Genomic DNA, 12,212 nt, shown 5'->3' on the forward strand with positions numbered 1-12,212 from the left:
GCAGAAGCCACCGCAGAGGAGGAACCGATGACCGATCGACTCAAGGCCCTCGCCGACGCGGGGGTGTCCATCTGGCTCGACGACCTGTCCCGGGAGCGGATCGAGACCGGCAACCTCGCCGACCTCGTCCGCGAGCGCTCGGTCGTCGGCGTGACGACCAACCCGACGATCTTCGCGGCGGCGATCGCGAACGGCGAGCGGTACGACGCCCAGGTGCGCCAGCTCGTCGAGGGCGGCGTCGGCGTCGACCAGGTGATCTTCGCGCTCACCACCGACGACGTCCGCAACGCGTGCGACGTGCTCGCCCCCGTGGCGGCGGCGCACCCCGCCGACGGCCGCGTCTCCATCGAGGTGGAGCCGACCCTGGCCAACGACACCGACGCGACGATCGCATCTGCCCAGGCGCTGTGGGCGGCGGTCGACCGACCGAACGCACTGATCAAGATCCCCGCCACGCTCGAAGGCCTGCCCGCCATCACGGCGGCCATCGGGGCCGGGATCAGCGTCAACGTCACCTTGATCTTCTCGGTCGAGCGCTACCGCGCCGTCATGGACGCCTACCTCGCCGGCCTGGAGCAGGCTCGCGAGGCCGGTATCGACCTCGACACCATCAGGTCGGTCGCGTCCTTCTTCGTCTCGCGCGTGGACACCGAGATCGACGCGCGTCTGGAGAAGATCGGCTCCGACGAGGCGCTCGCCCTGCGCGGCCAGGCGGCGGTGGCCAACGCCCGGCTCGCCTACGCCGCCTTCGAGGAGGTCATCGCCTCCGACCGCTGGCAGGCGCTCGCCGCCGCCGGCGCCCACCCGCAGCGGCCGTTGTGGGCCTCGACCGGCGTCAAGAACCCGGCGTACTCCGACACGCTCTACGTCACCGACCTGGTCGTGGCCGACACGGTGAACACGATGCCGGAGAAGACGCTCGACGCGTTCGCCGACCACGGCGACGTCACGGGCGACCAGGTCACCGGTAGGGGCGCCGAGGCGCAGGCGCTGTTCGACCGGCTGAGCGCTGTCGGCGTCGATCTCGACGACGTGTTCTGGGTCCTCGAGACCGAGGGCGTCGACAAGTTCAAGGTCTCCTGGACCGAGCTGGTCGCCACCGTCGAGGCGCAGATGGCGGCAACGTCGGGCGAGGCCGGAGCCTGAGGTCCGTGGGCGCGGCTCCCGTCGACGCGACCGCCACCGAAGCCTGGGCACGGCTCACCGACCTGGCGTCGGGCTTCGCGCCCGACCTGCGCCGGCAGCTGGCCGACGCCACGTGGGTCGAGCGGTCGACGGTCCAGGCGGCCGACCTTCGGGTCGACCTGTCCAAGAACCTGGTCACTCCGGAGATCTGGAGGGCGCTCCGGGCGCTCGCCGTGGAGGTCGACCTCCCGGCTCGCCGCGACGCCATGTTCCGTGGTGAGCGCATCAACGTCACCGAGGACCGGGCGGTGCTCCACACCGCGTTGCGGCGGGCCGCGGGCTCCGACCTGCAGATCGGTGACACCGACGTCGTCGAGCAGGTCCAGGCCGTGCTGCACCGGGTCTATGCCTTCGCCGACGCGGTGCGCTCCGGCACCTGGCTCGGCTTCACCGGCAAGCCGATCACCACCGTGGTCAACATCGGCATCGGTGGCTCGGACCTCGGTCCGGTGATGGCCTACGAAGCGCTGAAGCCGTACGTCCAGACTGGGTTGGAGTGCCGCTTCATCAGCAACATCGACCCGACCGACGCCGCGCAGAAGCTCGCCGGTCTCGACCCCGCGACCACCCTCTTCATCGTCTCCAGCAAGACCTTCGGGACCCTGGAGACGCTCACCAACGCCCGGCTGTGCCGGGCCTGGCTGCTCGAGGGGCTGGGGGCCGGCGACGAGGCCGTCTCGCGCCACTTCGTCGCGGTCTCCACCGCCCTCGACAAGGTGGCGGCGTTCGGCATCGACCCCACCAACGCGTTCGGGTTCTGGGACTGGGTCGGCGGACGCTACTCCGTCGACTCGGCGATCGGCACCTCGCTCGCGGTCGCCATCGGGCCCGAGCGGTTCGAGGAGTTCCTGGGCGGGTTCCGGGCCGTCGACGAGCACTTCCTCACCGCGCCGCTCGAGCAGAACGTGCCGGTCCTGATGGGCCTGCTCAACGTCTGGTACGCCAACTTCCTCGGCGCCCAGTCCCACGCCGTGCTGCCGTACGCCCAGTCGCTGCACCGGTTCCCGGCGTACCTCCAACAGCTCACCATGGAGTCCAACGGCAAGAGCGTGCGTTGGGACGGATCGCCGGTGACGACCGCCACCGGCGAGGTGTTCTGGGGCGAGCCCGGCACGAACGGGCAGCACGCGTTCTACCAGCTCCTCCACCAGGGCACCCGGCTGGTCCCGGCCGACTTCATCGCGTTCGCGACCCCGAGCCACCCGCTCCGGGACGGCGACACCGACGTCCACGAGCTGCTGCTGGCCAACTTCCTCGCCCAGACCCAGGCCCTGGCCTTCGGCAAGACGGCCGACGAGGTCCGCGCCGAGGGTACGGCGGAGGCGCTCGTGCCGGCCCGGGTGTTCCCCGGCAACCGGCCGACCACCTCGATCATGGCGCCGGCGCTGACGCCGGCGGTGCTCGGCCAGCTGATCGCGCTCTACGAGCACATCACCTTCACCCAGGGCGTCGTGTGGGGCATCGACAGCTTCGACCAGTGGGGCGTGGAGCTCGGCAAGCGGCTCGCGGTGCAGATCGCGCCCGCCCTCGCCGGCGACACCGCCGTGCTCGAGGCGCAGGACGTGTCGACCCGAGGGATGATCGACTACTACAGGGAGCACCGCGCACGATGACCGAGACGCCCCAGCCCCTGATCGAGGTCCACCCGGACGCCGGCGCGCTCGCGACCGCGGTCGCCGGGGAGCTCCTCAACCGGATCGCCGACGCCCAGGCTGCCGGCCACGTCCCGAACGTCGGGCTCACCGGTGGCAGCATCGCCGACGCGGTGCACGGCGAGATCGCCCGGCTGGCACCCGCCTCCGGCGTCGACTGGGGCGCCGTGGTGCTCTGGTTCGGCGACGAGCGGTTCGTCCCCGCCGACTCCCCCGAGCGCAACGTCAATCAGGCCCGGGCGGCTTTCCTCGATGAGGTCGGCGCCCGTCGGGTCCACACCGCGCCCGCCTCCTCCGAGGTCGACTCGGTCGAGGAGTCCGCGACGGCGTACGCCGACACGATCCGCTCCCAGGGTTCGGGTGACTTCGACGTGCTGATGCTCGGGGTCGGGCCCGACGGCCACGTCGCCTCGCTCTTCCCCGGCGCCCCGGCGCTCGGGGTCTCCGCCGCGACCACCGTCGCGGTGCACGACTCCCCCAAGCCCCCGCCGGAGCGGGTCAGCCTCACGTTCGAGGCCCTCAACCGCTCCCAGTCGGTCTGGTTCCTGGTGAGCGGCGAGGCCAAGGCCGACGCCGTGCGTCGCGCGCTCGCCGAGGACGGCTCGGTCGCCGAGACGCCCGCACGGGGGGTGGCCGGTCGCGCCGAGACCGTCTGGTTCCTCGACGCGGACGCCGCCTCACTCGTCTAGGGCTGGGCGACGAGCCGGCGAGGCGCCTCAGAAGATGATCTCGCCGGACTTGCGGCGCGAGCGGAGCAGCTGGATGGCCTCGTCGAGGATGACCTCGGCCTCCTTGTCGGAGCGGCGCTCCTTCACGTAGGCCAGGTGCGTCTTGTAGGGCTCGATCTTCGGCGCCGGCGGGGCGTTCTCCGAGTCGAGACCGGCCGGCAGGCCACACTTCGGGCAGTCCCAGGAGTCCGGGACGGACGCCTCGACGGAGAAGGTGATCACCGAACGGTGGTCGTTCGCACAGAAGTACGTGACCGCCTGACGAGGAGCGGCCTCGCCGCGCTCGGCCTCCCCCATCGGACCCGCACCGACGCGACTACCGCGGATCGCGTTCCCACCACCAGCCAACGGATTCTCTCCTCAAGCCCTCGGACGACCCGGAGCTGTCCGGGTCGGGTTGCAAAGCGTTCTGTGCTGTCAGTTCTGATAGGCGAGCAGGAGCCCCAGCGCGATGACGCAGGCGAACCAGATGACGCCGACACCGACCGTGAACCGGTCGAGGTTGCGCTCGGCGACCGAGGATCCGCCGAGCGAGCTCGACATACCGCCACCGAACATGTCCGAGAGACCGCCGCCCCGACCCTTGTGCAGGAGCACGAGCAGGATCATGATCAGGCTCGTCAGGATGAGCAGCACAGTCAGAAGCGTCGACACGCGAGGAATCCTACGTCAGGGCTGGTGCTACGACAGCACCGGCATGTCGTAGAACCGGCAGATTCCCCCGAACTCGTCGGCCGCCAGGCTCGCCCCGCCCACCAGGGCGCCGTCGACGTCGGTCTTGGCCATGATCCCCGCCACGTTCGCGGCCTTCACCGAGCCGCCGTAGAGGATCCGGACGGCGTCGGCGGCCTCGTCGCCGTGGGACTTGCGGACCTGCTCGCGGATGGCAGCGCAGACCTCCTGCGCGTCGTCGGGGGTGGCGACCTCGCCGGTGCCGATCGCCCAGACCGGCTCGTAGGCGATGACCAGTCCCGCGACCTGCTTCTTCGTCAGCCCGTCGAGCGAACCCTCGACCTGTGCGTTGGTGTACTCGACGTGCTCGCCGGCCTGGCGGACCTCGAGGCCCTCCCCGACGCAGACGATCGGCGTGATCTTCTCCGCCAGCGCGGCCTTCGCCTTGGCGTTCACGACCGCATCAGTCTCGGCGTGGTACTGCCGTCGCTCGGAGTGGCCGACCACGACGTACGAGCAGCCCAGCTTGGCGAGCATCGCCGCCGAGACCTCGCCCGTGTAGGCGCCGGCGCTGTGCTGCGAGACGTCCTGGGCGCCGTACCGGATGGAGAGGCGGTCGCCGTCAATCAGGGTCTGCACGGAGCGGATGTCGGTGAACGGCGGGATCACCGCGACCTCGACCTTGCCGTAGTCGTGCCGCTTGTCGGACAGCGTCCAGGCCAGCTTCTGGACGAGGACGACGGCCTCGGCGTGGTTGAGGTTCATCTTCCAGTTGCCCGCCATCAGGGGCGTGCGGGTGGTCTTGGTCATCAGTCCTCCAGAACCGTGATGCCGGGCAGTTCCTTGCCCTCGAGGTACTCGAGGCTGGCGCCGCCACCGGTCGAGATGTGGCCGAACGCGGCCTCGTCGAACCCGAGGGTGCGTACGGCGGCCGCCGAGTCGCCGCCGCCGACGACCGAGAGGCCGTCGACCTTCGTCAGCGCCTCCGCGACGGCACGGGTGCCCTCCGCGAAGGCGGGCTGCTCGAAGACGCCCATCGGGCCGTTCCAGAAGACCGTCCTGGCGTCGGCGAGAGCGGCCGCGAACGCGGCGCCGGACTCCGGGCCGATGTCGAGGCCGAGGCTGTCGGCCGGGATGGCGTCGGCAGCGACGACCCGGGCGGAGGCCTGGTCGCCGAAGCTGTCGGCGACGACGATGTCGGTGGGCAGCACGATCTCGACGCCGAGCTCCTCGGCCCGGGCCCGGTAGGCCCGCACCGTGTCGAGCTGGTCCTCCTCGAGCAGGCTCTTGCCGACCTCGTGGCCGTCGGCCTTGAGGAAGGTGAAGACCATGCCGCCGCCGATGAGCAGCTTGTCGGCCTTGCCGAGCAGGTTGTCGATCACGCCGAGCTTGTCGGAGACCTTGGAGCCGCCGAGCACGACGACGTAGGGGCGCTCGGGGTCGACGGTGAGCCGGCGCAGCACCGCGACCTCGGCGGCCACGAGACCGCCCATGGCGTGCGGGAGGCGCTGCGCGACGTCGTACACGCTGGCCTGCTTGCGGTGCACCACACCGAAGCCGTCGGAGACGAAGGCGTCGGCGAGGGCGGCGAGCTGGTCGGCGAAGGCGCCGCGCTCGGCGTCGTCCTTGCTGGTCTCGCCGGGGTTGAACCGGACGTTCTCGAGCAGCGCGACCTGGCCGTCGGCGAGGGCCGCGACGGTCTCCTGGGCGGAGGCTCCGACGGTGTCGCCGGCGAACGCGACGGGGGCGCCGAGGAGGTCGCCGAGTCGAGCCGCGACGGGCGCGAGCGAGTACGCCGGGTCCGGCTCGCCCTTCGGACGACCGAGGTGGGCGGTGACGACCACGCGGGCACCGGCGTCGGCCAGTGCCTTGATGGTCGGCACGCTCGCGCGGATCCGGCCGTCGTCGGTGATCCGGGTGCCGTCGAGCGGCACGTTGAGGTCGGAGCGGACGAGGACGCGCTTGCCGCGGACGCTCTGCAAGAACTCCGGGGCGAGGCCGTTGAAGTCAGTCACAAGCGTCAGAGCCTAATCAATGCTCTCGGTCGCGGCTCACAGGTCGGCCCCGACGTGGACGACGAGGTCGGCCAGCCGGTTGGAGTAGCCCCACTCGTTGTCGTACCAACCGGCGACCTTGACCTGGTTGCCGATCACCTTGGTCAGCGGCGCGTCGAAGATGCACGAGGCCGGGTTGGTCACGATGTCCGAGGACACGATCGGGTCGGTCGAGTAGACCAGGTAGCGTCCGTCGGCGGCCGCCTTCACGATCGCGTTGACCTCCTCCACGCTGGTCTCCCGAGGGGCCTCGAACGACAGGTCCGTCAACGAGCCGGTCGGGGTCGGGACCCGCAGGGCGTACCCGTCGAGCCGTCCCTTCAGCTCGGGCAGCACCAGCCCGATCGCCTTCGCGGCGCCGGTCGAGGTCGGCACGATGTTGATCGCGGCGGCCCGCGCCCGGCGCAGGTCCTTGTGGATGTTGTCCTGCAGGTTCTGGTCGGCGGTGTAGGCGTGCACCGTGGTCATCAGGCCGCTGACGATGCCGAGCCCGTCGTGGAGGGCCTTGGCCATCGGCGCCAGGCAGTTGGTGGTGCAGGACGCGTTGGAGATGACGGTGTGTGCGTCCGGGTCGTAGGCGCCGTCGTTGACGCCCATCACGATCGTCACGTCCTCGTGGGAGGCGGGCGCGGAGATGATGACCTTCCTCGCTCCCCCACCGTCGACGTGGGCACGCGCCTTGATGGCGTCGGTGAAGAACCCGGTCGACTCGACCACGACGTCGACACCGAGGTCTCCCCAGCGCAGGGCACCCGGGTCCCGCTCGGCGGAGACCTTGATCTCCGCGCCACCCACGTGGATGGCACCGTCGGACGCGCCGACCTCGGCGTCGAGCGGCCCGAGGATCGAGTCGTACTTCAGCAGGTGGGCGAGCGTCGCCGTATCGGTGAGGTCGTTGACGCCGACGATCTCGATGTCCACACCGCTCGCGCGGACCGCGCGGAAGAAGTTGCGGCCGATCCGACCGAATCCGTTGACACCTACGCGAACAGTCACTGCGAACCTCCAGGGAGAGCGGGACCTTGCCGGTCCTGCGACCCTATCCCGGAGGTTCGAACCTCGTCAGGCGTCGCCGGCGAGCATCTCCGGCGTCAGCGACGCCTCGGTGTCGGGTACGCCGAGCTCCTCGGCCCGCTTGTCGGCCATGGCCAGCAGCCGGCGGATCCGGCCGGCGATGGCGTCCTTGGTGAGGACCGGGTCGTGCAGCTGACCGAGCTCCTCCAGCGAGGCCTGCTTGTGCTCGAGGCGCAGCTCACCGGCCATCCGCAGGTGGTCGGGCACCTCGTCGCCGAGGATCTCCATCGCGCGGTGCACTCGGGCACCGGCCGTCACGGCCGCGCGCGCCGAGCGCCGCAGGTTGGCGTCGTCGAAGTTGGCGAGCCGGTTGGCGGTGGCCCGGACCTCGCGCCGCATCCGGCGCTCCTCCCAGGCCATCAGCGTCTCGTGGGCGCCGAGCCGGGCGAGCAGCTGGCCGATCGCGTCGCCGTCGCGGATCACCACCCGGTCGACGCCGCGGACCTCGCGGGCCTTGGCCTGGATGCCGAGCCGACGGGCGACGCCGACCAGGGCGAGGGCGGCCTCCGAGCCCGGGCAGGTCACCTCGAGCGACGAGGAGCGACCGGGCTCGGTCAGCGAGCCGTGGGCGAGGAAGGCGCCGCGCCAGGCGGCGACCGCGTCGCAGGCACCGCCGGACACGACGGCCGGCGGGAGGCCGCGGACGGGGCGGCCCCGCTGGTCGAGCAGGCCGGTCTGGCGGGCCAGCGCCTCGCCGTCCTTGACCACCCGCACGATGTAGCGACTGCCCTTGCGCAGGCCGTTGCCCTGCACCATCACGACCTCGGAGCCTTGGCCGTACACCTCGGAGATGTCCTTGCGCAGCCGGCGCGCGGCCGCACCGGTGTCGAGCTCGGCCTCGACGACGATCTTGCCGCCGACGATGTGGAGTCCGCCGGCGAAGCGCAGCATCGACGCGACCTCGGCCTTGCGGCAGCACACCTTCGTCACGGGGATGTTGGCGAGCTCCGCCTTGACCTGTGCCGTCATCGCCATAGGGGCGATCCTCCCACGACGGTCAACAACCTCAGGAGCCGACGCCGAAGACCTTGGCGTAGGCCGTGGCGAGCTTCACGGGATCGTGGCGCGGGGTGCCGTCAGCGCGTGCCAGGTCGTCGACGACCAGGCGGGCGCCGAGCGCGGCGACGGTGTGCTCGAGCTCGCCGAGGTCCTCGCCGACCGACGTCCGGTCGGCGAGGACGACGTCGATGCCCAGGTCCGGGGCGTGCTCGGCGAGCACGGCCAGGTGGTCGGCCGGGCCGAAGCCGCCGGTCTCGCCGGCCTGCTCGTCGAGGTTGAGGACGACGACCAGGCGCGCGTCGGTCGCGACCAGCGCCTCGCGCAGCCGCGGCACGAGCAGGTGGGGCAGCACGCTGCTGAACCACGAGCCGGGTCCGAGGACCACCCAGTCGGCGCCGGCGATCGCGTCGACGACGGCGGGACTGACCTCGGGGTCGGCCGGCTCGAGCGCGATCTCGGTGATCACGCCGTCGGTGGTGGCGACCTCGACCTGTCCGCGGACCGAGGTGAGCGCGTCCGGGTCGCCGGCGACCAGCCCGCGCACCTCGGCGGTGATGTCCATCGGCGTCATCGCCATCGGCAGCACCCTGCCCTTGGCGCCGAGCAGGCGGCCGACCCAGTCGAGCGCGTCGACGTGGTCGCCGAGCAGCTCCCACAGACCGACGATGAGCAGGTTGCCGACCACGTGGCCGCGCATCTCGCCATCGCCCTCGAACCGGTGCTGCAGCACCTTGGCCCAGGTGGCGCCCCACTCGTCGTCACCGCACAGCGCGGCCAGCGCCATCCGCAGGTCACCGGGCGGCAGCACGCCGAACTCGCCGCGCAGCCGTCCGGACGAGCCACCGTTGTCGGCGACGGTGACGACCGCGGTCAGCTCGTCGACGGTCAGGTCGTCGACGAGCTGGCGCAGCGCGCTGAGCGAGGCGTGCAGGCCGTGACCGCCCCCCAGCGCCACGACGGCCTGCGCCCGCTGGTCGGCGCCCAGGAGGTCCGAGCTCACTCGCGCCCCAGGTCACGGTGGAGGGCGCGGGCGACGTAGCCCCGCTCCCCCAGCCGACGGGCGATCTCCTCGGTCATCGCCACGCTCCGGTGCTTGCCGCCGGTACAGCCGATCGCGACCCGCATGAACCTCTTGCCCTCGCGCAGGTAGCCCTCGGCCACCCCGGACAGCAGCGGCACGTAGGCGTCGACGAACTCGGCGGCGCCCGGCCGGCCCAGGACGTACGCCGACACCTCGGCGTCCTGGCCGGTGCGGGGCCGCAGCTCGGGGACCCAGTGCGGGTTGGGCAGGAAGCGCATGTCGGCCATGTAGTCGGCATCGACGGGGATGCCGTACTTGAAGCCGAAGCTGATCACCGAGACCCGCAGCCGGGTCGTCTCGGCGGTGCCGAAGGATTCGGCGATCCGGTCGGTGAGCTGGTGCACGTTGAGGCCGGTCGTGTCGATGACCAGGTCGGCCTCCGAGCGCAGGTCGGCGAGCACGACCCGCTCCCGCTGGAGCCCGTCGAGCAGCCGGCCGCCCTCCTGCAGCGGGTGCGGACGGCGCGCGGCCTCCTGCCGGCGCACCAGCACCTCGTCGGTGGCGTCGAGGAAGACCAGCGTCGTGACGCGGCCGGCGACGCCGTGGGCGAGCGCGCTGCGCAGGCCCTGGAAGAAGGAGCCGGACCGGACGTCGACGACGACCGCGACCGGTTGGGCCGGGCCGTGGCTCTCGTCGACGAGGCGGACCACCTCCGGCAGCAGGCTCGGCGGGAGGTTGTCGACGACGAAGAAACCGAGGTCCTCGAGCTCCTTCGCCGCGGTGCTGCGGCCGGCACCGGTCATCCCGGTGACGACCACGAGCTGCCCGTGCGTTTCATCCATGGGCGTCATTGTGCCCACCTGCCCCGTCGAGGGCCTCCTTGATGGCGGCGGCCGTGCGTGGCCCCATCCCGGGAACGGCGGCGATCTCCTCGACCGTGGCGGCGCGCAGCTTGCGCAGGGAGCCGAAGTGGCGCAGCAGTGTCTTGCGGCGTACCTCGCCGAGGCCGGGGACGTCGTCGAGCAGGCTCTCCACCATCGACTTGGAGCGGCGGTTGCGGTGGTGGGTGATCGCGAACCGGTGTGCCTCGTCGCGCACCCGCTGCAGCAGGTAGAGACCTTCGGAGGTTCGCGGCAGGATGACCGGGTCCTCCTCGCCCGGCACCCAGACCTCCTCGAGCCGCTTGGCGAGGCCGCAGACCGGGATGTCGTCGATGCCGAGCTCGTCGAGCGCCCGCTGCGCTGCGGCCACCTGGGGCGCCCCGCCGTCGACGACCACGAGGCCCGGGGCGTAGGCGAACTTCCGGGGGCGACCGGTGTCGGGGTCGACCAGCATCGGACCGGTCCCGGCGTCGGGGTCGCCGGGCCGCAGCTCGGAGCGCGCCTGCTCGTCGAGCAGTCGGCGGAACCGGCGAGTGATCACCTCGTGCATCGCCTTGACGTCGTCGGAGCCGTCCTGGTCCTTGATCACGAACCGGCGGTACTCCCCCTTGCGGGCCAGCCCGTCCTCGAACACCACCATCGACGCCACGATCTCGGTGCCCTGGATGTGGGACACGTCGTAGCACTCGATCCGCAGCGGCGCCTCGTCGAGCTCCAGCGCCTCCGCGATCTCGGCCAGGGCGCGGTTGCGGGTGGTGAGGTCGCTGGCGCGTTTGGTCTTGTGCAGCGCGAGGGACTCGGTGGCGTTGCGGGCCACCGTCTCCTGGAGGGTCTTCTTGTCCCCGCGCTGCGGGACCCGGATCTCGACCTTCGCGCCGCGCAGGTCCGAGAGCAGCTGCTCGAAGGTCGCGTGCTCCGCCGGCAGGGCCGGGACCAGGATCTCCCGGGGGACGGCGTCGCGGACGTCCTCGGGCGCCACGCCGGCGTACAGCTGGAGCAGGAAGTCCTCGACCAGGGCCGCCGTGTCGCCGTCGTCGGTGCGGTCGGCGACCCAGCCGCGCTGGCCGCGGATCCGGCCGCCACGCACGTAGAACACCTGCACCGCGACCTCGAGCGGGTCCTCGGCCAGCGCGATCACGTCGGCGTCCGACCCGTCACCGAAGACGACCGCCTGCTTCTCGAGCGCCTTGTTCATCGCGCCGAGGTCGTCGCGCAGCCGCGCGGCCTTCTCGAAGTCGAGCGCGTCGGAGGCGGCGTACATCTCCTGCTCGATGCGCCTCATGAACGGGCGGGTCCGCCCGGCCATGAACTCGCAGAAGTCGTCGACGATCGCGCGGTGGTCCTCAGCTGAGACGTTGCCGACGCAGGGCGCCGCGCACTTGTCGATGTAGCCGAGCAGGCACGGCCGTCCGATCTGGCTGGACCGCTTGAACACGCCGTTGCTGCACGAGCGCATCGGGAAGACGCGGAGCAGGATGTCGACGGTCTCGCGGATCGCCCAGGCGTGGCCGTAGGGGCCGAAGTAGCGGGTGCCCTTGCGCTTGGCGCCGCGCCCGACCATGACGCGGGGGAACTCCTCGGACACGGTGACAGCGAGCCACGGGTAGGACTTGTCGTCGCGGTACTTGACGTTGAAGCGCGGGTCGTACTCCTTGATCCAGGAGTACTCCAGCTGCAGCGCCTCGACCTCGGTCCCGACGACCGTCCACTCCACGGACGTTGCTGTCGTCACCATCGTGGCGGTGCGCGGGTGCAGGTTGCCGATGTCCTGGAAGTACGACGACAGCCGGGCGCGCAGGTTCTTCGCCTTGCCGACGTAGACGACCCGCCCGGTGCGGTCGCGGAACCGGTAGACACCCGGCTGGGTGGGGATCGAGCCGGGTTTCGGCCGGTAGCTCAGCGCGGGTGACACACGATCAACCCTACGGATCGCGTCCGACATCATC

At 71.4% G+C, this 12,212-nt stretch carries 12 protein-coding genes; 3 read left to right on the top strand and 9 right to left on the bottom strand.

Annotated elements, in window-relative coordinates; translation table 11 throughout:
- The first annotated feature begins 27 nt into the window (after window positions 1-27).
- The 3 genes from tal to pgl are packed head-to-tail and all read left to right on the top strand — an operon-like array spanning window position 28 to window position 3,526.
- Window positions 28-1,146, top strand: a complete 1,119-nt coding sequence (gene tal, locus KU893_RS06385; protein ID WP_218233524.1) for a transaldolase — start codon at window positions 28-30, stop codon at window positions 1,144-1,146.
- Between the two features lie 5 nt (window positions 1,147-1,151).
- On the top strand, window positions 1,152-2,798 hold the full coding sequence (pgi, locus tag KU893_RS06390) for a glucose-6-phosphate isomerase (RefSeq protein WP_218233525.1): 1,647 nt from the start codon (window positions 1,152-1,154) through the stop codon (window positions 2,796-2,798).
- Window positions 2,795-3,526, top strand: coding sequence for a 6-phosphogluconolactonase (gene pgl / locus KU893_RS06395; protein WP_218233526.1), 732 nt, complete (start codon window positions 2,795-2,797; stop codon window positions 3,524-3,526). The genes pgi and pgl overlap by 4 nt, the downstream gene beginning before the upstream one ends.
- A 27-nt stretch (window positions 3,527-3,553) precedes the next feature.
- On the opposite strand, the gene KU893_RS06400 is transcribed toward pgl, so the two are convergent.
- The 9 genes from KU893_RS06400 to uvrC form a co-directional block, all read right to left on the bottom strand.
- Window positions 3,554-3,913: an RNA polymerase-binding protein RbpA gene (locus KU893_RS06400; RefSeq protein ID WP_141007576.1), complete on the bottom strand. Its 360-nt coding sequence runs from the start codon at window positions 3,911-3,913 to the stop codon at window positions 3,554-3,556.
- A 69-nt stretch (window positions 3,914-3,982) separates the two neighbouring features.
- Window positions 3,983-4,219, bottom strand: a complete 237-nt coding sequence (secG, locus tag KU893_RS06405) for a preprotein translocase subunit SecG (RefSeq protein WP_218233527.1) — start codon at window positions 4,217-4,219, stop codon at window positions 3,983-3,985.
- 27 nt (window positions 4,220-4,246) lie between these two features.
- A complete protein-coding gene (tpiA, locus tag KU893_RS06410) occupies window positions 4,247-5,047 on the bottom strand; it encodes a triose-phosphate isomerase (RefSeq protein ID WP_246592081.1) in 801 nt (266 codons plus the stop codon).
- Window positions 5,047-6,252, bottom strand: a complete 1,206-nt coding sequence (locus KU893_RS06415; protein ID WP_257441506.1) for a phosphoglycerate kinase — start codon at window positions 6,250-6,252, stop codon at window positions 5,047-5,049. The genes tpiA and KU893_RS06415 overlap by 1 nt, the downstream gene beginning before the upstream one ends.
- Window positions 6,253-6,288: 36 nt before the next feature.
- Window positions 6,289-7,287, bottom strand: a complete 999-nt coding sequence (gene gap / locus KU893_RS06420) for a type I glyceraldehyde-3-phosphate dehydrogenase (protein ID WP_218233528.1) — start codon at window positions 7,285-7,287, stop codon at window positions 6,289-6,291.
- Window positions 7,288-7,353: 66 nt separating this feature from the next.
- On the bottom strand, window positions 7,354-8,340 hold the full coding sequence (whiA, locus tag KU893_RS06425) for a DNA-binding protein WhiA (RefSeq protein ID WP_218233529.1): 987 nt from the start codon (window positions 8,338-8,340) through the stop codon (window positions 7,354-7,356).
- A gap of 31 nt (window positions 8,341-8,371) precedes the next feature.
- Window positions 8,372-9,364: a gluconeogenesis factor YvcK family protein gene (locus KU893_RS06430; protein WP_257441505.1), complete on the bottom strand. Its 993-nt coding sequence runs from the start codon at window positions 9,362-9,364 to the stop codon at window positions 8,372-8,374.
- Window positions 9,361-10,227 (bottom strand): RNase adapter RapZ, encoded by an 867-nt coding sequence (gene rapZ, locus KU893_RS06435; RefSeq protein WP_218233530.1) that lies wholly within the window; start codon window positions 10,225-10,227, stop codon window positions 9,361-9,363. Before rapZ ends, KU893_RS06430 begins: the two co-directional genes overlap by 4 nt.
- Window positions 10,220-12,208: an excinuclease ABC subunit UvrC gene (gene uvrC, locus KU893_RS06440; protein WP_372449669.1), complete on the bottom strand. Its 1,989-nt coding sequence runs from the start codon at window positions 12,206-12,208 to the stop codon at window positions 10,220-10,222. The genes rapZ and uvrC overlap by 8 nt, the downstream gene beginning before the upstream one ends.
- Window positions 12,209-12,212: the final 4 nt, after the last annotated feature.

Origin of the sequence: Nocardioides daeguensis (assembly GCF_019192965.1) — a bacterium.
Taxonomy (GTDB): Bacteria; Actinomycetota; Actinomycetes; order Propionibacteriales; family Nocardioidaceae; genus Nocardioides; species Nocardioides daeguensis.